This window comes from Azospirillum agricola, from assembly GCF_020005195.1.
Taxonomy (GTDB): domain Bacteria; phylum Pseudomonadota; class Alphaproteobacteria; order Azospirillales; family Azospirillaceae; genus Azospirillum; species Azospirillum agricola.
The window spans coordinates 431,514-451,067 of record NZ_JAIFZR010000008.1; the positions used below are offsets into that span (position 1 = coordinate 431,514).

General features: G+C 68.3%; 17 protein-coding genes. All 17 read right to left on the reverse strand.

Annotation, left to right across the window (positions count from 1 at the left end; genetic code table 11):
• Positions 1-22: 22 nt before the first annotated feature.
• On the reverse strand, positions 23-742 hold the full coding sequence (locus JN22_RS34330; protein ID WP_223678039.1) for an AraC family transcriptional regulator: 720 nt from the start codon (positions 740-742) through the stop codon (positions 23-25).
• Positions 739-2,844: a molybdopterin-containing oxidoreductase family protein gene (locus JN22_RS34335; protein WP_085558360.1), complete on the reverse strand. Its 2,106-nt coding sequence runs from the start codon at positions 2,842-2,844 to the stop codon at positions 739-741. Before JN22_RS34335 ends, JN22_RS34330 begins: the two co-directional genes overlap by 4 nt.
• A 216-nt stretch (positions 2,845-3,060) precedes the next feature.
• Positions 3,061-4,044, reverse strand: a complete 984-nt coding sequence (locus JN22_RS34340) for an alpha/beta fold hydrolase (RefSeq protein WP_179166357.1) — start codon at positions 4,042-4,044, stop codon at positions 3,061-3,063.
• Between the two features lie 87 nt (positions 4,045-4,131).
• Positions 4,132-4,875 (reverse strand): SPOR domain-containing protein, encoded by a 744-nt coding sequence (locus JN22_RS35300; protein ID WP_143269051.1) that lies wholly within the window; start codon positions 4,873-4,875, stop codon positions 4,132-4,134.
• The gene (locus JN22_RS34350; protein ID WP_085558362.1) at positions 4,876-5,589 is read right to left on the reverse strand and encodes a hypothetical protein; all 714 of its coding nucleotides are present in this window, start codon (positions 5,587-5,589) and stop codon (positions 4,876-4,878) included.
• A gap of 104 nt (positions 5,590-5,693) precedes the next feature.
• The gene (locus JN22_RS34355; protein WP_085558363.1) at positions 5,694-6,077 is read right to left on the reverse strand and encodes a DUF4280 domain-containing protein; all 384 of its coding nucleotides are present in this window, start codon (positions 6,075-6,077) and stop codon (positions 5,694-5,696) included.
• 12 nt (positions 6,078-6,089) lie between these two features.
• Complete coding sequence (locus JN22_RS34360) at positions 6,090-6,722, reverse strand: toxin-antitoxin system YwqK family antitoxin (protein ID WP_085558364.1); 633 nt, start codon at positions 6,720-6,722, stop codon at positions 6,090-6,092.
• Between the two features lie 10 nt (positions 6,723-6,732).
• Positions 6,733-8,748 carry a type VI secretion system Vgr family protein gene (locus JN22_RS34365; RefSeq protein WP_085558365.1) on the reverse strand — a complete coding sequence of 672 codons (2,016 nt, stop codon included), beginning with the start codon at positions 8,746-8,748 and terminating at the stop codon, positions 6,733-6,735.
• Between the two features lie 38 nt (positions 8,749-8,786).
• A complete protein-coding gene (tssH, locus tag JN22_RS34370; RefSeq protein ID WP_085558366.1) occupies positions 8,787-11,429 on the reverse strand; it encodes a type VI secretion system ATPase TssH in 2,643 nt (880 codons plus the stop codon).
• A 19-nt stretch (positions 11,430-11,448) separates the two neighbouring features.
• Entirely contained in the window at positions 11,449-12,165 is a 717-nt protein-coding gene (locus JN22_RS34375) for a hypothetical protein (RefSeq protein ID WP_143269052.1), read from the reverse strand.
• A 36-nt stretch (positions 12,166-12,201) separates the two neighbouring features.
• Positions 12,202-13,182 carry an eCIS core domain-containing protein gene (locus JN22_RS34380; protein ID WP_085558367.1) on the reverse strand — a complete coding sequence of 327 codons (981 nt, stop codon included), beginning with the start codon at positions 13,180-13,182 and terminating at the stop codon, positions 12,202-12,204.
• A gap of 105 nt (positions 13,183-13,287) precedes the next feature.
• Positions 13,288-14,388 (reverse strand): type VI secretion system baseplate subunit TssG, encoded by a 1,101-nt coding sequence (tssG, locus tag JN22_RS34385; protein WP_179166358.1) that lies wholly within the window; start codon positions 14,386-14,388, stop codon positions 13,288-13,290.
• Complete coding sequence (gene tssF / locus JN22_RS34390; RefSeq protein ID WP_179166359.1) at positions 14,385-16,205, reverse strand: type VI secretion system baseplate subunit TssF; 1,821 nt, start codon at positions 16,203-16,205, stop codon at positions 14,385-14,387. Before tssF ends, tssG begins: the two co-directional genes overlap by 4 nt.
• Positions 16,195-16,710 carry a type VI secretion system baseplate subunit TssE gene (tssE, locus tag JN22_RS34395; RefSeq protein ID WP_085558370.1) on the reverse strand — a complete coding sequence of 172 codons (516 nt, stop codon included), beginning with the start codon at positions 16,708-16,710 and terminating at the stop codon, positions 16,195-16,197. Before tssE ends, tssF begins: the two co-directional genes overlap by 11 nt.
• A gap of 6 nt (positions 16,711-16,716) precedes the next feature.
• Positions 16,717-17,217: an Hcp family type VI secretion system effector gene (locus tag JN22_RS34400; protein WP_179166360.1), complete on the reverse strand. Its 501-nt coding sequence runs from the start codon at positions 17,215-17,217 to the stop codon at positions 16,717-16,719.
• Between the two features lie 148 nt (positions 17,218-17,365).
• On the reverse strand, positions 17,366-18,853 hold the full coding sequence (gene tssC, locus JN22_RS34405; RefSeq protein ID WP_085558372.1) for a type VI secretion system contractile sheath large subunit: 1,488 nt from the start codon (positions 18,851-18,853) through the stop codon (positions 17,366-17,368).
• An 86-nt stretch (positions 18,854-18,939) separates the two neighbouring features.
• Positions 18,940-19,497, reverse strand: coding sequence for a type VI secretion system contractile sheath small subunit (gene tssB, locus JN22_RS34410; RefSeq protein ID WP_085558373.1), 558 nt, complete (start codon positions 19,495-19,497; stop codon positions 18,940-18,942).
• Positions 19,498-19,554 lie beyond the last annotated feature (57 nt).

Here is a 19,554-nt window from a genome sequence, read left to right on the forward strand (position 1 = left end):
CGCGGTCTGGAACGGATGTGACCTACCCTGCCCGGTATCGCCCCGGAGTGACGCCGAACACGCGCCGGAAACAGCGGCCGAGATGGCTTTGATCGGCAAAGCCGGTTTCGGCGGCGACACCCGCGATCGGTTCGCCCCTCCGGAGCAGCCGCCGCGCGTCGTTCAGTTTCTCCAGCAGCCAGAAGGCGTGCGGCGGCATGCCGTGATGTTTCCTGAACCGCCGGGAAAAACCCTCGCGGCTCATGCCGGCACGCTGCGCCGCCTGTTCCACCGTTTCCCGCAAGTCGGTGCCCGCGAGTGTGCCGGCCGGATCGGGAATGTTCCCGGCGACGCATCGGTGATCCTCGGCGATCGTCGTGAGTTCGGGCCAGCCGATCTGTCCCACCCTCCGCCATTGCCTGGCAAGGTCCGAGATCAAGTCGCGCGCCGCGTACGCTCCCGCCGGCGTGTAGAGGTTGATGCAGACAATTTCCGACGGCTCCGACAACGAATGGTGAGGCGTTCGGGCGGGAATGTGCATCCCCTGGCCGGGAGCGACGGCGAACAGTTGGCCGTCGATGACGAACCGGCGCCGCCCGGACAGAACGAAGGTCACTTGATCCTCTTCATGGAAATGGACCGGCAACGCCACGTCGAGACCGCGCACCGTGCCCAGCTCAACGATGTGGCTGTCGGACGGACGCCAATAGTTCCAGCTTTCATGACGATGCGGAGCAGTCCCTGGCCGGCTCTCCCCGATCATGCGACATCGCATAAGGCGAGACCCCGCACGCGGACATGGTTGTCGTGAAACGCGGCGCCGCCGAAGGGGGCCACCGCGTCGGCCCCGGTCAGGCTGTTGATGCCGCGCCCTCCTTCATGGGCGTCGTTCGGCCAGATCGATTCGGCGATGACCACGCCGCGCCGCACCCCGTCGAACAGGCGGGCGCGCAGGATGACCGCGCCGCGACGGTTCGCCACCTCGACGCGGTCGCCTTCCGCAATGGCCAACGCCATTGCGTCCTCCGGGTGGAGCAGCAGCGACGGCTGCTTTTCGCGCGCCTGCGAACCCGGCGTCTCGGTGAAGCTGGTGTTGAGGAACTGCCGGGCCGGGGCGGTCACCAGCCGGAAGGGATGTTCGGCGTCGGCTTCCTCGATCACCGCCCAGTGGTCGGGAAAGCGTGGCATCGCCGCCACCGGCCCGAAGGTCGAGGGGGCCGCGTAGGGCACCGACGGCCAGTCGGGCTTCAGGCGGAAGCGCCCGTCCGGCCAGGCGAAGCCGTCGAGGTAATGCGCCGTGCGGAAGTCGGGCTGCACATCCAGGAAGCGCGCCCGTTCCAGCTCCTCCAGACTGCCCCAGCCGGAGTTCCGCAGGGTGGCGTCGATCAGGTCGCGCTCGCTCATGCGGAAGCCGGGATGGTCGTCGGCGCCCAGCCGGGTGGCGAGGGCCCCGACGACGGCGTGGTTGGAGCGGCATTCGCCGGGCGCGGGAACCAGGGCGGGGCCGAACAGGATGTGCTGGTTGCCGCCGGCCTGATAGAGGTCGTCATGCTCCAGGAACATGGTCGCCGGCAGCACGATGTCGGCCATCCGCGCCGTCTCGGTCATGAACTGCTCGTGGACGCAGACGAACAGGTCGTCACGAGCGAACCCGCGCCGCACGCGGGTCTGGTCGGGGGCCACCGTCACCGGGTTGGTGTTCTGGATCAGCAGCGCCGTCACCGGCGGACCGCCGGCCAGCGCGTCCGCGTCGCCCTCCAGAATTGGGCCGATGCGCGACTGGTCGAGCATCCGTACGGTGGGGTCGCGGCGGTCGAGCCCCTCGATCAGCGTCTTGTTCCAGCGGTAGATACCGCTGCTGGAGTGGAAGGCGCCGCCGCCTTCGTGCTGCCAGGCCCCGCTGACCACCGGGATGCAGGAGGCCGCGTGCATGTTGACCGCCCCGTTGCGCGAGCGGGTGAAGCCGTAGCCGAGGCGGAAGAAGGAACGCGGCGTCCGTCCGACCAGCCGGGCGAAATCCTCAATGTCGGCGGCGGGCAGGCCGGTGATCGCCTCGGCCCAAGCGGGGGTCCGCCCCGCCAGATGGGCCTCCAGCCCGGCCGGATCGTCGGCGTGGCTGGCGAGGTAGGCGCGGTCGGCCAGCCTGTCGCGGAACAGCACATGCATCACCGCGCAGGCCAGCGCCCCGTCGGTGCCCGGCCGGATCAGCAGCGGCAGGTCGGCCTGCTCCATGGTCGGCGTGCGGTAGACGTCGACGACGGCGATCTTCGCCCCGCGTTCCTTGCGGGCGCGGATGGCGTGGGTCATCACATTGACCTGGGTCGAAACCGCGTTGGTGCCCCAGATCACCACCAGATCGGACCGCGCCATCTCGCGTGGGTCGGCACCCGCCAGCCGTCCGGTTCCTGCGATCAGGCCCGACCAGGCCGGGTTGGTGCAGATGGTGGAAAAGAATCCCGAATAGCGCTTGGCGTGGCGCAGCCGGTTGAGGCCGTCGCGCTGCACCAGCCCCATCGTGCCGGCATAATGGTAGGGCCAAACGGTTTCGGAACCGAAACGGCGCTCGGCCTCCAGGAATCGTTCCGCCACGATGTCGAGCGCATCGTCCCAGGAGATCGGCTCGAATCGGCCGGAACCCTTCGGGCCGGTCCGGCGCAGCGGCCGGGTCAGCCGGTCGGGGTGGTGGATACGCTCGGCGTAGCGGGCGACCTTCGCGCAGATGACGCCCGCCGTGTAGCTGTTGTCCGCCGCCCCGCGCAGTCGTCCGATCCGCGTGCCGCCAACGACCTCCACCTCCAGCGCGCAGGTGGAGGGGCAATCGTGCGGGCAGGCGGAGGCGTGGAGGCGGGTCGAAGCGGCGGGCATGACGATCCTTCCTGTCCGGCGGTCTGTTTCGTTCGGGTGGGCCGCGATGCCCCCTGCATAGCATGGCGCGGCGCGCGGGTTGAACCGCGCAAATGTCAAGTCCGACCGTTTCGGTGGGGGATGGCGGCCAAGTAGCGACGGAACGGAAAACCGGCTTGAGGGTCGATCACTGGTGACGGTCTATGATTTGCTTGGGCAAGAGCCTGATGGAAAACGTCAGTTGCTGATCCTCCCAGGTTGGTCCGGCATAGCTCCGAGTTCATTCAGCAGGCTGTCGGTATCCTTGCCCTGTGCACATAGGCCGGTGGCTGTCTCACCGAAGTCAACCAGATTGTGGAACCTCGGTGCGGGTGCACGCTCCAGCGGTACGAGCCACGCTGCGTGGCTGCGCTTTGCAAGTCCGTCGAAATAGAGCTTCTGGGTGCGGAACAGCACGTTCGTCTCACGCGGATCACCAATCACGAAGATGCGCCGGTTCTGGTCCTTCGGTATGCGATCAAGCAAGTCGTAAGGATCAAACCATGTCTCCGGCTTGGCCAGCCGGGCTTTGGCCCCGTGTGCTTCGAGATAAGCCCGAAAGGCAGATGCTCCAGAGGAGATAATGGCGCATCGCAGGTCGCTGCGGCTCGCCAGGAACTCGGCCACCAACGTTCCTCCGGCGCTGTGTCCACCAAGGGACCACTCGGCAATGCCGTAGCGCCTCTTGAGCACATCGAGGTGAGCATTCATCAACGCCGCTTCCCGAGGGGTGTGGCGGAGATCCCAAAACCGGCCGGAGCTTCCATAGGCGCCTGGACGGGCCAGGAAGATGAAAGGCACACCGAAACGCTCAGACAACGCGCGTTCCTGCTCAATCATCGCGGTGACGCTGAGTCCCTCCTGATGCCCGATCTGGCTCGGCTTCCTGCCCATGATGTCGCCGTGCATCCAGGCAGCAACAACGGGGTTGGGGCCCGGGGCGGAGCGTAGCCCGGCAGCATAGAAGCGCAGGCATTCGCCCTTGCCGTCCACTTCAACCCAGTTCGCAGTTTCCTGCACCTCCAGCAAAGCGCACGCCTTCCGCGTGAGGACAAGCCCAGCGGCCACGACCGCGTTCGAGAACGCTTCATTGTTCGGGCGCGACTGTGCGGATGCCGGATACGAAGCCAAGGTGTTGGCAAACCCAAGAATGCAGCCGAAGAGAACTCCGATCAGACGCATGGCTCGATGCTCCCGATACACGGACGATGCATTTCTCGGAAGTGCTCAAGACCTGTCAAGTTCGACACCAGATGGGGAACCCCGGGATCAGGGAGCGAGCCAGCTTACCAGCAGGGTGTCGAACCCTTGGGCGGTGGCGTCCTCCGCCAGCCGCGCGGCCGCGGTGGCGTCGTCGCGCGGTCCCAGCGTAACGGTCAGCCAGCCGCTGGGGTCGGGAGGGTCGGCGACGACGACGACCGGCTGGAAGCCCTTGGCCTGTGCTTCGGCCAGCCGGCGGGCGGCGTTGTCCTCCAGCAGGAAGCGTCCGACCGCAACCGAAAAGACCAGCGGCTCGGCTGGCGGCTCCTTCGGAGCGGGTGCGGGGGCTGATGTGGCGGCTGCCGCAGGCTGGGCTGCCGGGTTGGTGCCCGGTGCCGTGCCCGGCGCTGCGCTGGCCTGCTCCAGCAGATGGCCGCGCAAGGCCGAGGCGGGCGGGCTGGACGGCGGAGCGCCGTAACCGAAACCCCTCACCTTCAGCGGTTTGATCGCCGGCGCCGCTTCCGGAGCGGCATCGCCGCCCTTGGCCGGTGGGGATGCGGGAGCCGGAGCCGCCGCATCGGGTGCGGGGGCCGTCGGAGCCGCTCCGCCGGAGGCTCCGCCCGGTGCAGGGACAGGAGGAGCGGGCGCCACCGCCGCCGGGGTGCCGTTTCCTGCCTGTGGGGATGCCTGTGAAGATGCCGGAGCGGATGACGACAGGTTGAGTCCGACCAGCAGCCCCAACAGGAACAGCAGAGCCCCGAACAGCAGCGTGCCGCCGAGAATGACGGGAAGGGAGCTGCGCGGAATTGCCACTCAGCGTCCCTTTCCGGCGGGTGCGGGAGCAGCGCGTGCCGCTGCCTTCTCCGTTCCCTTGCCTTGCGGCTGCGGAGTCGGCGTCCCCGCCGGTCCGGTTCCAACGGATGCGGCCTTTGCGGGATCCGGCAATCGGGGGGCCGGCTTGGGCGTGGTGGCGCCCTCCGGTTTGGCCGGCACCGTGGAGGCCCGCTGGTCGGACAGCATGCCGCGTTGCAACCCCACCCCACCCATCTGAAGTTTCTGCCAGGGCACGAAACGCTCGTCCGGCAGATGGGCCTGCTGGCGGAAGGCGGCCATCGGCTGGTAGGTGCCGGAATAGTTGCTCCACCAGTCGAGCGAACCGCTGTCAAAACGCACCGTCCCGGCGTACAGCACCGGCCGTCCGGCGGCCAGCCCGGCATGGCCGCTGTTCGCCGACACGAAGGTGCGGGCCTCGTTGCGGGTGTTCCCCTGGACCCGGACGAAATTGTAGGTGCCGTCCGGCTTGACCCGCAGGTTGCGCTCGGCGGTGCTCAGCAGGAACTGGTCGCCCTGCATGCGCACAAGCTCGTCGCCGACCTTGCCGCGCTCCGCCTTGCCGCTGCGCAGGGCGTTGAAGGTCGTTTGCGGCTGCGCGACCTGCCGCTGGATCGCCGGCCCCGGCTGGCGCGGCGACGCACATCCAGGCCAGCTGGGCGGCGGTGGAGCGAAACGCTTCGGCGGAGCGGACATCGGTCGGCCTTGCGGTCGATGGTTTGGGGGGCGGGACCTCGCGTCATTATAGCGCCGATGCCCTGAACCGCAACCGCCGGGCCGTCCGCTGGAGCCCCGATCGATCAATCCTGCGTCTGGAACTGCCCGGCCATGCTGACGCTGATGGAGCCACCCCAAGCGCACATGCACTTGCAGCCGTCGTTCAGCGCCGGCATGCCGCCGATCAGCACCTGAGGAACGCCGGGCGTCCAGGGCGTGGTGAGCGGGATGCAGGGCATCGGCGTCAGCACCCCCATTGCCGCCGCCGTCGCCGCGATCACCATCGGGTTGGCCGGGCTGTTGCACATGGCGAAGGGCAGGATGTTCATCATCGGAGCAAAATCCATGATGGTCGCGGCCGGCACCCCGCCGCACATCACCCGGTTGGTCGGCAGCACCATCAGGCTGCTCGGCGCCGCCCCGAAGCTGCACTGGGTCATCGCCCCCATCACCACCTGAAGCCCCATGCCTCCCCTCCCCTACTTGCCGATCAGCCGGGCCAGCAGCGACGTCCTGCCCGGAGCGTCCGGATCGACGAAGCGCTCCGGCCCCTCCACGACGGTTCCGGCGCGGAACAGGCTGCGCTCGGCCGGGCTTCCGCCGGGATGGAATTCGACCACCTCGCCATCCAGCCGGTCATCGGCGTAAAGAGCGCGTCGCCGCAGCGTGCCGTCCGGACGGTATTCCAGCATCGGCCCGTCCAGCCGGTCGTCGCGGTACTCGGCGGTCATCAGCAGCGCGCCATCCACCGTGAAGCACTCCATCCTGCCATTCTTGCGCCCGGCGGCGTAGCGCACCACCGAGAGCAGGCGTCCGGCCGGGTCGTAGCCGCGCATCTCGCCGTCGAGTTGGCCGGCGGCGTAGCCCATCTCGGTCTGCACCCGGCCGTCGCGATAAATGGTCGCCGGCCCATCCGGCTGACCGTCGCGGTAGGTCATCCGCATCTGCACCGAGCCGTCGGGAGCGTAGGCGACGAACTCCCCGTCCGGCTGTCCCCCGGCGCCGAGCGTGACCAGCGACAAGAGCCGTCCCTCCGCATCGCGGGTCTCGATGCGCGTGGGTTCGGAAGGGAGCCCGCTGGCGGGGGGCGTGTCCTGGTTCGTCGGGGGCATCGTCGCGGGCTCAGTTCAATTGGACCAGCCCGCCCTTCACCGAGGTCATGCCGCCGCCGTCGATGGTGGCCTGGGCGCTGCCCTTCACGGTGACGGTGGTGCCGCCCTGGAGCGTTGCGCCGGTGTCGGCCTTGACCGTGGCGCTCATGCCCTGGAGCGTGGCGTCGCTGGTGGCCTTGGCGGTCAGCGCGGCCGACGAGGTGAGGGCCATGTCCTGGGTCGATTGCACGGTCAGCCCCTTGCCGGCCTTGATGGTGACGGCGCCGCTGGCCGAGATGGTGATGTCGCCGTCCACCGTCAGCGTGAAATCCTTCGACACCGTCTGCGTGAAGGCGTCGCTGTTGGTGCGGGTTTCCGCCCCGGTCACCGTGACGTCGCGGGTGCCCTTGACCGAATGGGTCTCGTTGCCCTTGGCGATGCTGGAGGTGCGGTTGCCCTCGCTAACGGTCAGCGTGTCGTTGCCCTTGGTGATGGTGACCGAGCGGTTGCCCTTGTTCAGCGTCAGCGTGTCGTCGGCGGCGTCCACCGTCGTTGTCCGGCCGTTGTTGACCAGCACCGTCATGTCCTTCTGCGCCTGGACGAAGATTTCCTCGGCATCGGCCTTGTCCTCGAAGCGGATCTCGTTGAAGCCGTTGCCACCCTCGGAGCTGTTGGACTTGATCGTGCTCTTGGTCTGATCGTCGGTCAGGGTGTAGGGCGTGGTGTTGGTGCCGTTGTAGACGCAGCCGGTGACGATCGGCTGGTCCGGGTTGCCGTCGAGGAAGCTGACGATCACCTCCATGCCGACCCGCGGCAGGAAGAAGCTGCCCCAGCTCTTGCCGGCCCAGCCCTGCGCCACCCGCACCCAGCAGGAGCTGTTCTCGTCGTTGCTGCCCTGCTGGTCCCAATGGAACTGCACCTTCACCCGGCCATACTGGTCGGTGTAGATCTCCTTGCCCGACTTGCCGACCACCACCGCGGTCTGCGTGCCGGCGATGCGCGGGGCCGGCGTCCGGCGTGGCGGGCGGTAGGTGGTGGCGGACGGCAGCGCCGTGAAGCTGTTCTCGTACTCCCGGAAGGTGGCGCGGTGGCTGACCGCGTGCAGCACCCACTCGGCGTTCAGGTCGCTGCGCGGGTGGCCCGACAGGGTGAAGCTCTGCCCGGCGGTGAAGGCGCGCACGACGCCGCTCCCCGACAGGCGCTTGGCTCCGGCCTGGAGGGCGGCCAGCCGGATGGCGGCCGCCGCGTCGCCCTGGTCCTTGCTGGTGTAGTTGCCGGGGTAGTCGTAGACCAGTGGCGTGCCGGTGACGCTGGCCTTCAGTTCGGTCGCCGGGGTGGTGAAGTTGTAGTCGTCGGCTTGGTAGCCGCCGCTGGTCACCGCCTGCTCCAGCGAGCAGGAGGTCAGATGCAGCCCGTCGATCCAGTCCTTGCCCCGCGGCAGCCCGAGATAAGGCACCGTCGACGTCCCGGCGATGGCCGCGAAGGCCGAGGAATCGTCGGCCAGCACCAGCGTGTGGGTGCCCGCCGTGTGGGTGAAGAAATAGCAGATTCCCTCCTCCTCCATCAGCCGGCTGACGAAGTTCAGGCAGCTCTCGCCATACTGCACGCAGTAGTCGCGGGTGGTGTAGGTGGCGGTCGTCGAATCCTTGAAATCGGTGTAGCCGAGGTTGCCGAACACCGCCTTGATGATGTCGACGGCGGTCTGGCTCTGATAGATGCGGTTGTCGCTGGCAAGCCCGAGCATCCACAGCCAGGGCCGCAACTCCGCGACATAGGAGGTCGCGGTCTGCACGACACGGGTGCAGATCCCGTCGACGATCCGCTGCGCCCCGTCGCCGTCGGTCAGAGTCACCGTCAGGTGCTGGCCGACGAGCTGCGTCAGGTCGAGGTCCATGGCGCCGGTCGCCGACTGCATGACCAGCGTGAAGTCGAACAGGTCGGAGACCGCCTCGGTGCCGCTGAACTCGCGCAGGATCAGGGCGTCCTTGCCGAGCGGCGTGCTGACCGACAGCGAGGCGGAATCCTGGGTCGTCGACTTATCGCTCATGGATCGCCTTTGAGGGTCGCCTTGGGGGAGGCCGCCGTTCAGGGCGCCCGCGATGCGGGCATGCCGAAGCTGTAGCGCAACGCCCCGGTCCCGTCGAGATCGACATGCACCAGATCGACCCCCCGCCCGTCGGCCAAGCGGTCGAGCACGCCCGCCGACAGGTCGGGCAGCAGCGTGTTGGTCAGCAGATGGTCGACGGCCCGCGCCCCGGCGTCGGTGGCGGCGCAACGCGCGGCGATGTGGGCGACCACCGAGTCGGCGTAGGTCAGCTCGGCGCCATGCGTCTCGGCGACGCGGGCCTGGATGCGGGCCAGTTTCAGCCGGACGATGGCGTGGACACGCGCCTCGTCGAGCGGAAGATAGGGCACCACCACCATGCGGCCGAGCAGCGCCGGCTTGAAGTGACGCACCAGCTCCGGCCGGATCGCCTCGGCGACGCGCCCGGCGGTCAGGGCGCCGCTGCCCTGTCCGGCCAGCCGCTCGATCGTCTCGCTGCCAAGGTTCGAGGTCAGCAGGATGATGGTGTTCTTGAAATCGACCGCCATCCCCTCGCTGTCCTCCAGCGTCCCCTTGTCGAACACCTGATAGAACAGCTCCAGCACGTCGGGGTGGGCTTTCTCCACCTCGTCGAGCAGGACGACCGAATAGGGCGCGCGCCGCACCGCCTCGGTCAGCACCCCGCCCTTCCCGAAGCCGACATAGCCGGGCGGCGCCCCCTTCAGGCCGGAGACGGAATGCGCTTCCTGATACTCCGACATGTTGATGGTGATCAGGCTGCGCTCGCCGCCGAACAGCAGTTCGGCCAGGGTCAGCGCGGTTTCCGTCTTGCCGACGCCCGACGGTCCGACCAGCAGGAAGACGCCGGTCGGCTTGCCCGGCTCGCCGAGCCCGGCGAAATAGGTGCGGATACGCCGGGCCACCGCGTCGAGCGCAGCGTCCTGCCCGACCACCCGCTCGCCCATGCGGGCGCGCAAGCCGCGCACCGCCTCGACGTTGTCGGTCAGCATGCGGCCGACCGGGATGCCGGTCCAACCAGCCACCACGGCGGCGACGGTGTGGCGGTCCACCGCGACCGGCACCAGCGGGGCGGCGTCCTCCTGCACCAGCTCCAGTTCCAGCCGCAGCCCGTCCAGCTCGGCCCGCGCCCGCAGATAGGCGGCGCCGTCCTGGTCCGGCAGCGAGTTCTCCAGCGCACGGATGCGGGCGACCGTTTCGGCCTCCTGGGTCCAACGGGCCTCCAACCGATGGCGCTTCTCCTCCAGGGCGGCGCGCTCGTCGGCGAGACGCTCCAGGCGCTCGGCGTGGTCGTGGCCGGCGGTGCTTTCGCGGGCGAGCTGGGCGATCTCGGCGGACAGCCCGGCGCTGCCCTGGGCGGCGGCCTGAAGTTCGGGCGGCGGCGACGCCTGCGCCAGAGCGACGCGGGCGCAGGCGGTGTCGAGCACGCCGACCGCCTTGTCCGGCAATTGCCGGTCGCTGATGTAACGGTGCGACAGCCGCACCGCGCTTTCCACCGCCGCGTCGAGGATGCGGACGCCGTGGTGCGCCTCCAGCCCCGGCACCAGGGCGCGCAGCATGGAAACGGCGGTCGCTTCGTCCGGCTCGGCCACCTTCACCACCTGGAAGCGGCGGGCGAGTGCGGGATCCTTCTCGATGTGGCGTTTGTACTCGCCCCAGGTCGTGGCGGCGATGGTGCGCAGCTCCCCGCGCGCCAGCGCCGGCTTCAGCAGGTTGGCGGCATCCCCCTGCCCGGCCGGTCCGCCGGCGCCGACCAGCGTGTGCGCCTCGTCGATGAACAGGATGACGGGACGGGGCGACGACGCCACCTCGTCGATCACCCGGCGGAGCCGGTCCTCGAACTCGCCCTTGACGCCGGCACCGGCCTGGAGCAGCCCGAGATCGAGCGTGCGCACCGCGACGTCGCGCAGCGGCGGCGGCACGGCGCCCTCGGCGACCATGCGGGCGAAGCCCTCGACCACCGCCGTCTTGCCGACGCCGGGATCGCCGGTGAGGATCGGGTTGTTCTGCCGTCGCCGCATCAGGATGTCGACGACCTGCCGGATCTCGCCGTCACGCCCGACGATGGGGTCGATCCGGCCGGCGCGGGCCTGGGCGGTGAGGTCGATGGTGTAGGCATCGAGCGACGGGGTTCGCGACGGCGCCGTGCTGGACGCTGCGGCGGGAGCGGGGGTGGGGGTGGGGCCGCCGGCCCCCTCCGGACTGCCACGCAGCAGATCGGGCAGATCGTCGGCCAGTTTGCCGCGCGGAATGCGGGCGAGCGACGGCGCCGCCTCGACCAGCATGCCGCGCAACGCGTCGTCCTCCAGCAGCGCCACCAGGATGGCGCCGGACCGGATGGTGTGTTCGTCGAGCCTCAGGGACGACACCACCCAGGCGCGCTCCAGCAGGCGCAGCAGATGTTCGGAGAAAGCCGGCGTCTGCCGGTTCCCGCGTGGCAGAGCCTCCAGCGCACGGGTGAGGTCGGCGGACAGGGTGCCTGCATCCACGCCGTAATGCCGCAGCAGCCGCGCCACGTCGCTGTCCGCCATGCCCGCGAGCTTGAGCAGCAGATGCTGAACCTCCACCGCGAAGTGCGTCTGCACGAGGCAGAGCTGCGCCGCCGTCTCCAGCGCGCGCTTGGCGGTAGGGTTGAGCTTGTTGATCAGGGGCTTCAGGGAGGACATTGGTGGATTCATTCAGAATCTAGAGGGTACAGATCCCACCATTCGCTGCTGGGCATTTTCCAAGATGCATTACCGAGGTGTAAAGTCCGTGAGCGCCGCTCTTATGAGAATTGCATGATTGGCACATCCATTGGAGATTGCGTAAATTATTAAAGTCATCTTGAGCAACGCTTTTCAATATTCCTCTGAAATGATTAAAAGTGTCACAATAGTCTGTGGTTGGTAGACTTGTTTGGGTTGTCGCGAAATCTATTTTATGATCAATAGAATTGGCCGGTCCGTTACACGTTGCGCATATTTTTGGGAAGCGCCCCATATGTGTTTTTGTAGTTTGATACCAACCCATTGATGATCTAAATCCATTCCAAAATTCTCTTCTATATTTATCAATATGGCTTTTTACTACAGTCGATACATAATTATGATGGTAATCGGGAGCTTTCAATCTATCAGATTGCCTGGGAATCATCGGCTGAATAACGTTTTGCCGAATTTGCGGCCCTCCGACAATGCTCGGCGGCACTCCAGCTGCTTTGGATTGTGTGGCCACCTTGAGCTGAAGGGATGGCATGACGGCTGGCGCATTCATTTTGCTGTTCGGCGCCCACGATGCTGCGTGAGATGAAGCAGGCGGAAGCAAATGAGACGTCACTGAAGCTGGTTGCAGCACCCGGCGCGGAGCAATAAGCCGATTTTTCTCATTTGGTTGGGGTGGTGGCAGAAAATTTTTCTTCATCGTGCTTCTCGGAGAGATGGAGTCATTCTCTTTGGCTCAAATCTTCCGATAGAAGTCTCGTGGTCCCCGCACTGGCCCTGCGCCGAACGCATTCACCCCCGCCGCCTTCGCCACGTCACTGGCAAACGCCGTGCATTGGCGATTCGCCAAGCTGAACCGGGCGTTACCGCTCCGGTACTCGCCGATCTTTGCCATGGCGCGCTCCGCCTGCTCACGGCTGACGGCGACGCTGCGTGTGCGCACGCCGGGCTTGGAGAACGCTGCCTCGTCACGATGCACGCGCCCCGGCACGCCCGTGGTCAAGCGCCCGAGGTCGCGTTTCGGGTCCATGCCTGACAGTTCCGCCGGCGAGAAACCCCAGGCCTCGCGCTTGCCGCCGGGGCGCTCCACCGCGACGAAGCCGTGGCCGGCCATGGCGTCGGGCAGCCCCTTCTCCTGGTGCAGGTAGGCACCGACGATCAGCCGGTAGCCGGAACCTTCCTTCCTTTGGATCGGCGCGGCCAGCCTCTGCGGTGTCGGCTTGGCCTGCACCGTCGGCCGGATGACCTGCGCGGCGGCGCGCATGCCCATGCGGTCGGCCTCGGCCTCCAGCGCGTGATCCTGCACCACGGCGACGCCGCTGCCGAACGGGTTGCGCACGCGCCCCGCCCGCTGCTGCACCACATGGGTCAGTTCATGGCCGAGAAGCTGTTGCCCGTGCAGCGAATCCGGGTTGTACTGGCCGGGGGCGAAATAGAGGTTCGAGCCCAGCGTGAAGGCCAAGGCGCCGATGGCCGGCGCCTCCGACCCGACATGGACACGGACGTCGGAGAAATCCGTCTTGAAGAAGGTCTCCATCTTCTGCCGCACGCCGTCCGGCAAGGGCCGCCCGCCGCCGCTGCCCAGGCGCAGCAGGCCGGGCGGCAGTTGCCGGGCGTTGCCGCCGGCCTGGGGTTGCGCGGTCCGCCCGGTCCCCGGTGCGGGCAGGCGCGGCCCCGTCGCCAGGAAGCGGCCTTGGAGGACGGCGCAAGTGGTCATGATGGCTTCCTCTCGCAGTGGGGGAAGTATCGGTTCGCCATGCTTTTTCCGTCAACCGGATTCACGGCCGTCACCACTGGAAACACGAATCCGCGGCGGTCGGGATTACCCATGCATGCTGTCCCGCCCGCCCGTCGGCCGGACGATCCCCTCCGTCATGCGCCGCCGCGTGACCAGCCAGCTCGTCCAGCCGAGCCGTGGAGCGTCCGGCCCGGCGCGCGTCAGCAGCCGCCCATCCTCCGCGCCCAGCCGCACCCCCGCCGCGCGCGGCCGTTCGGCAAGAACGCGGGGGGAATGCAGATGCAGCCGGTTGGCACCCACCAGCCGGCTCGGCGGCACCCGTTCCGGCGCAAGCCGCAGGTGCAACGAGACGTCGGTGCCCGGTCCCAGATAGAAACGCGCGAGATCGCGCAACGCCCGCGCCGCGTGCCCACCGGGCAGAAAGGCGCGGAACGCTTCCAGTCCCAGCGGCCCCAGTTCCAGCGTCACCGCCGCCTGCTGATCCCACACCCGCCGTCCCAGCACCGCCCCGTCACCCAGCACCGCGTTCAGCCGCCCCAGCCGCGTCACCTGCGTGTCGTCGAGCGCCAGCCAACGCCCCTGCAACGGCACCGCCCGCACCGGCACGCCGAAATGATCGCCGAGCAGGCGTTCCAGCCCGTGCAGCGTGCGCGGCTGCTGGGCCAGCACCCCGGCGTGATCAAGCAGCACCCGGTCGGGCACCGCCATGCGGCCGCGCAGGCCCGGCGTCCCCAACCCGATCAGGCTGTAGAGATGCTGCGCCATCGGCCCCTGGTCGGGTGTGCCGCGGTTCAGCGCCGGCCGGTGCAGCCGCCGCGCCCGGTAGAGCAGCGAGACCAGCCGGTGGTTGAGAATGTCGAGGAAATCGCGGGTCGCCGTGTCGCCCGCCCGCACCCGCTGGACGATGGCCTCGGTGAAGGGCGCCGGCAGCGGGCCGAAGCCGCCGGCAAGCCCCAGGAAATTCACCAGCAGTTCCCAACGCGGCTCGCCGGGGCCGGGCGGCGTCGCGGCGGCAAGGTCGCTCGCCGGAAAGGCGGTGGCCAAGCTGGAACGGAAACGCACCGCCTCGTGCCGCGAGTCGGCGCCCTCGCCGACGCTGCGGGCGTCGGGCAGCATTCGCTCGATCAGGCCGATCGCCTGGAGCGCGTCGAAGCGGTGGGCCTCGGCGGCCAACTGCTCGATCACAGAACGGGTCGATCGCCAGCCAGGGGAGGCCATGTCTTCCAATGCCCGTTGCGTTGGCGGCTGGTCAGGACCAGCTGCGTGAAGGAGTTGACGGCGGCGTAGAGCCCGAGGAAACGGTTGAGCACCGAGGCCAGAAGGAAGGGATGGCTGCCGACGAAGCGCTCCTCGTCCAGCTCCAGCGTCACCTCGGTGCCCCGGCAGAACCCCCGCCACGCCTCGTTGCCGACCCGCCGCACCACCGGGCGGCAGGACAGGCCCGACAGACCGGCGATCTGCCCCGCCACGCTGGCGTCGTCGAAGGCGGCGTAGAGCCGCAGGATCTCGCGCAACGCCGCCAGCCCGCCCTCCCCGTCCAGCGACAGATGGTTCAGCGACAGGTGCGACACCAGCCGCCACAGGGTCTGGCCGGCCAGCGGCGGCGTGCGTTGGCGGGTCGGTTTGGTCAGGCAGGCGATGCCGCTGAGCGGCGCGTCGACCTCGATCTCCAGCCGGGCGCCGGCCGGCATCTGCTCCGCCACCCCGCGGTTGGTGCACAGCGTGTGGGCGAACACCACATGGGCCGGCGGACGGGTCGGCTTGAAATCGAGGTCGAGGAAGGACAGCACCAGATCGGTGCCCGGCAAGTCGGCCCGCCCGGTCGGCTGGCGCCGTGCCGTCCAGAAGGCCCGTGGACCGTCGCGGCCATTCTCCCGTCCGGTGGAATGGTCGAAGGAAAAGAAGGGTTGGAAGACCCGGCTGTCGTCCTCGTAGGCCGAGCTGGCCGAAACCTTGAGGATCGAATGGATTTCGGTCGAGCGCTCGCGGTGGCTGTCGGGCGGCAGACGGTAATCCACCTGGGTCTGGTCCAACCGCACCGGCTCCGTCGTCCGGCGGAACAGGTTGACGATCGGCGCGCAGTTCAGCCGGAAGGACTCGCGGTCGAGCGGAACGGCGCGTCGTGGCGGGTTGGACAGCAGGAACAGCAGCTCCGTCTCCTTGGCGTCGCCCAACCCCTCCAGCCCTTCGATGTCGACGAACAGGTACTTCTCCGGAAAGACGAAATATTCCTGGATCAGCCGGTAGCCCTGATGGGCGTGGCGCGGCCAGGGCAGCACGTCCTCGTCCGGCGCGAAGCCGACGGGCCGGACCTGGGCGCCCGGCAACTCCCGCACCGCACCGGCGGTTTCCACCGGCCGCACCGCGATGCCGCGCACCTCGTTGAGCAGCAGCTCGTGCAGGCTCCCCGCCGCCCCGCCATGCAGGTGGAGGCGCAGCCGTTTCGGCGCCATGTCGGCGAAGGTCAGACGGCCAAGCCCGCGCAGGGTGACGCGCAGAACCGCCCCGATGTCGGTGCGCCGGTCGAGGAAGGAGAAGGCCGCCGGTGTCTGGATCGCGGCGTCCGCCACCTCGACCGGCCACAGCTCCACCGGGTAGGCGGTGCGGAAGCGGCAGGTCAGCCCGTCGAGCGCCTCGGCGAACAGCGGGGTCTCGTCGGGCAGGGTGAAGCCGGTCGCCGCGCGCGCCTGGTCGGGATCGACCGTGAACTGCGCGATGGCGAGGCTGGGCACCGGCGCCACCAGATGCGGGTAGAGCACCCCCAGCAGCGCCGCCGGGATCATCGGGAAGTCGGAATCCAGGGTCCGCTGGATGCGGGCGGTCAGGAAGGCGACGCTTTCCAGCAGCCGTTCGACGTGCGGATCGGGCGATTCCGCCCCGCTGAGGTCGAGGCGCGCCGCCACGCGCGGGTAGCGGGCGGCGAAGGCCGCTCCCTCGTGCCGCAGATAGGACAGCTCGCGCTGGTAGTAATCCAGCAGGTCGTTGCGGTCCTCACCGGCCATCGGTCCCGCCTCCCCCAGCCCCCAGCCCGTCCCCTGGCCCGTCCCCCGGCCCATCCTCGACGCTGTCGGTCAGCAGGATGGGAAAGCTCACCGGCTCGACCATGCCGTCCAGCAGGACGGATCCGGTCACCGTCGCCCGCAGCCGGCCGCGCTCGTTGCCGGCGCGCGCCACCGTCACGCGGGGATTCACCAGGCGGGGCTCGAAGGTCGCGACCGTTGCGGCGACCAGCCGGGCCAGCCGGGCCTCGCTGTCGGCGTCGAAGGGCCAGAACAGCGACAGGTCGGGCAGCCCGTAGTCGAGCGTGCCGCGCGGCCGTCGGCCCAGCTCGTCGGCCGCGAGCGGCGTTCGCGTGTTGAGCAGCCGGTCCAACTCTCGCCGGATCGATGCCCGCAGCCCATCGCGGTCGAGCATCCGCCCGCCGCTCCCGCCGCCCTCCCGAGGGTCGGCGGCGAGGCGGTCGAACAGCGGCGCCCGGACGCCCTGCGCGATGCGCGGTCCCGGCATGGCGGGTTACGACACCGTCTGGGCGGCGAGGTCGTGCTTGATCGGCTGGTTGCCGCCGGCGGTGCCGTCCGCCGTCTTCTGCTGGATGTAGGTGTACTGGACCGAGGAATAGCTGAGCGTGACGGTTTCCGTCGGAATGTCGCCGGTGCCGCCGCCGACCGAGACGTTGGAGACGATGACGTTGGTCATCACCACCTCCAGATACTTGATCGCCGTGTTGGCGCCGTCCGAGCGGTAGGCCGAAAAGGTGGCGGTGCCGATCTGCTGGCCGCTCCAGCACATCTTCAGCAGGTCGTCGGTCGCCGCATCCATGTATTTGGTGAAGGAAAAGTCCGAGTGGTTGGCCTGCTCCACCGTGCCCGAACCGGCAGAGCTGCGCGTCGGCGAGGTCGGTTGGTTGAAGGAATGGCTCCAGGACAGCACCTGGATGGCGTTTGTGTTGCTGCTGTCGGCGCTTTCACCCGTGATATCCGGCGTCTTGAAGACGATGAACATATTGGAGGCCATGGCGGTCTTCCTTCTATCGGCGGGCCTCGGTCGGCGGGCCGTGAAATCGGTTCGGTGGGATCGGTCGAATGAGGATCGGCGGGTGTGCGCCCTCTGACGTCCGGCTGGCGGCATGGGCGTCAGAGGGGCGTCAGAGGGGCGTCGGCGCTCAGGCGGCCGGCGGCGGCAGCTCGGCCACCAGACGGATCGACGCGGTCAGCTCCTCCAGTTGGAAGTGCGGACGCAGGAAGACGGTGGCGTTGTAGCAGCCGGGCTTGCCGGGGATGTCCGTCACGTCGACGCGGGCGTCGCGCAGCGGGTACTGCGCCTTCAGGTCCTGCCCCGCGTCGTCCTTGCCCAGGACGTAGCCCATGATCCAGGTGTTCAGATAGGTCTGAACATTCTCCTTGGTCATGAAGCTGCCGATCTTGTCGCGCATGATCACCTTGATGTAGTGGGCGAAGCGCGACGCGTTCAGGATGTAGGGCAGCATCGCCGACAGCCGGCTGTTCGAGTTGGCGGCAGCGGTGTTGTAGAGCTTGGGCTTGTTGGTGGTCTGGCCGCCGAAGAAGGCGGCGTAGTCGGTGCCCTTGCAGTGGACCAGCGTGATGAAGCCGAGGTCGTTCAGCTCCTTCTCGCGGCGGTCGGTGATGGCGATCTCGGTCGGGCATTTCAGGGCGATGTCGCCCTCGTCGGTGTGGAAGGTGTGGGCCGGCAGCCCCTCCACCTTGCCGCCGCCCTCGACGCCGCGGATCGCCGCCGTCCAGCCATGCTTGGCGAAGGCGTCGGTGATGCGCGTGCCCAGCATCCAGGCGGGGTTGCCCCACAGATACTTGGAATGGTCGCGCCCGTCGGTGTCCTCGACGAAGTTGATGCCCTCGACGGGCACCGTGTCTGGCCCGTAGGGGAGGCGCAGCAGGACGTGCGGCAGGCACAGCGTGACGTAGCGCGAATCCTCGCTGGCGCGGAAGGAGCGCCACTTGATCAGCTCGGCGCTTTCGAAGATCTTCGACAGGTCGCGTGGAACGCCCAGCTCGGTGAAGCTCCCCATGTCGAACAGCATCGGGTTGGCCGAGGCGATGAAGGGGGCGTGCGCCGCCGCCGCGACGTTGGAGACCTTCTCCAGCAGCGCCATGTCCTGCGGGTGGCGGCCGAACTCGTAGTCGCCGATCAGCACGCTGTAGGGGTAGCCGCCGAAGGTGCCGTACTCCTCCTCGTACACCTTCTTGAACAGGGCGCTCTGGTCGAACTCGACGGCCTTCTCCAAATCCTTCAGCAGCTCGGCCTTGGTGATGTTCATCAGCCGCAGCTTCAGCATGGTGCCGGTCTCGGTGTTGAACACCAGATGGGCGAGGCCGCGCCAGGAGGCCTCCAGCTTCTGCAGGTCGGGGTGGTGCAGGATCTCGTTGAGCTGGAGCGAGATCAGGTCGTCGATCTCGGCGATGCGGTCGGTGATGGCGGCGACGACGTCGCCGCTCACCGTGCCGCCGGTCTCCGCCAGCACCGAGGTGACGAACTCGTCCACCAGATCGCGGGCGTAGCCGCGCTGCGTCTCGTCGCGCGCCAGCTTGCCCTCGACCAGGATGCGGTCGAGGATGGACAGGGTCTGGGTTTCCGTGGCCGTGCCGCCGCCGGCGGTTTCGGTCTCGTCAGCCATGGCAAGAATCTCCTCACGCGGGCGCCACCGGTCGGGATCATGCCGGCGGCGGTCGGGGTTGTGGTCGGTTCCGGGAGGTCAGCGGCTCATTCGGCCGCCGGTTCGGCGGGCGGCGCGTCGCCGGATGCGGCGGGGGCGGATGGGGCGGGTCCGGCGAGCTGGGTCTTCAGCGCCTCCTGCTCCTCGGTGCTCTGCATAACCTGCTTCAGCAGGGCGTCGAGGTCGTCGTTGCCGTCCAGCTTGGTCAGCAGGTCGCGCAGGCGCGAGCGCGCCTCGAACAGGCGCTTCAGGGTCGGGACCTGCTTCAGCACCTCCACCGGACCGAAATCGTCCATGTGCTTGAAGCGCAGTTCGACGTTCAGGACGTCGTTGCTGTCGGGCTGGAGCCTGTTGGGCACGCGGAAAGCGACGCGCGGGGCGATCGAGGACAGCACGTCCTGGAAATTGTCGCGGTCGATCTCGACGAACTTGCGGTCCTTGACCGGCGGCAGCGCCTCGGCCGGCTTGCCCGACAGGTCGGACATGATGCCGACGATGTAGGGAAGCTCCTTCTTCTCGATGGCGTCGCCGATCTCCACGTCGTAGGTGATCTGGACGCGGGGCGGGCGGACTCTGCTGAGTTTGTGCTGGGTGCTCTCGGCCATGGTTCAACCTCTGCCAGATGTTGCAGCGCACGCCCAACGCGAGTATCAGGCGCGATT

What these genes read in the sequence shown, in the direction of transcription:
- JN22_RS34330 (WP_223678039.1), bottom strand. Translation starts at nt 742, where the DNA reads ATGATCGGGGAGAGCCGGCCAGGGACTGCTCCGCATCGTCATGAAAGC.
- JN22_RS34335 (WP_085558360.1), bottom strand. Translation starts at nt 2,844, where the DNA reads ATGCCCGCCGCTTCGACCCGCCTCCACGCCTCCGCCTGCCCGCACGAT.
- JN22_RS34340 (WP_179166357.1), bottom strand. Translation starts at nt 4,044, where the DNA reads ATGCGTCTGATCGGAGTTCTCTTCGGCTGCATTCTTGGGTTTGCCAAC.
- JN22_RS34350 (WP_085558362.1), bottom strand. Translation starts at nt 5,589, where the DNA reads ATGTCCGCTCCGCCGAAGCGTTTCGCTCCACCGCCGCCCAGCTGGCCT.
- JN22_RS34355 (WP_085558363.1), bottom strand. Translation starts at nt 6,077, where the DNA reads ATGGGGCTTCAGGTGGTGATGGGGGCGATGACCCAGTGCAGCTTCGGG.
- JN22_RS34360 (WP_085558364.1), bottom strand. Translation starts at nt 6,722, where the DNA reads ATGCCCCCGACGAACCAGGACACGCCCCCCGCCAGCGGGCTCCCTTCC.
- JN22_RS34365 (WP_085558365.1), bottom strand. Translation starts at nt 8,748, where the DNA reads ATGAGCGATAAGTCGACGACCCAGGATTCCGCCTCGCTGTCGGTCAGC.
- tssH (WP_085558366.1), bottom strand. Translation starts at nt 11,429, where the DNA reads ATGTCCTCCCTGAAGCCCCTGATCAACAAGCTCAACCCTACCGCCAAG.
- JN22_RS34375 (WP_143269052.1), bottom strand. Translation starts at nt 12,165, where the DNA reads ATGAAGAAAAATTTTCTGCCACCACCCCAACCAAATGAGAAAAATCGG.
- JN22_RS34380 (WP_085558367.1), bottom strand. Translation starts at nt 13,182, where the DNA reads ATGACCACTTGCGCCGTCCTCCAAGGCCGCTTCCTGGCGACGGGGCCG.
- tssF (WP_179166359.1), bottom strand. Translation starts at nt 16,205, where the DNA reads ATGGCCGGTGAGGACCGCAACGACCTGCTGGATTACTACCAGCGCGAG.
- tssE (WP_085558370.1), bottom strand. Translation starts at nt 16,710, where the DNA reads ATGCCGGGACCGCGCATCGCGCAGGGCGTCCGGGCGCCGCTGTTCGAC.
- JN22_RS34400 (WP_179166360.1), bottom strand. Translation starts at nt 17,217, where the DNA reads ATGGCCTCCAATATGTTCATCGTCTTCAAGACGCCGGATATCACGGGT.
- tssC (WP_085558372.1), bottom strand. Translation starts at nt 18,853, where the DNA reads ATGGCTGACGAGACCGAAACCGCCGGCGGCGGCACGGCCACGGAAACC.
- tssB (WP_085558373.1), bottom strand. Translation starts at nt 19,497, where the DNA reads ATGGCCGAGAGCACCCAGCACAAACTCAGCAGAGTCCGCCCGCCCCGC.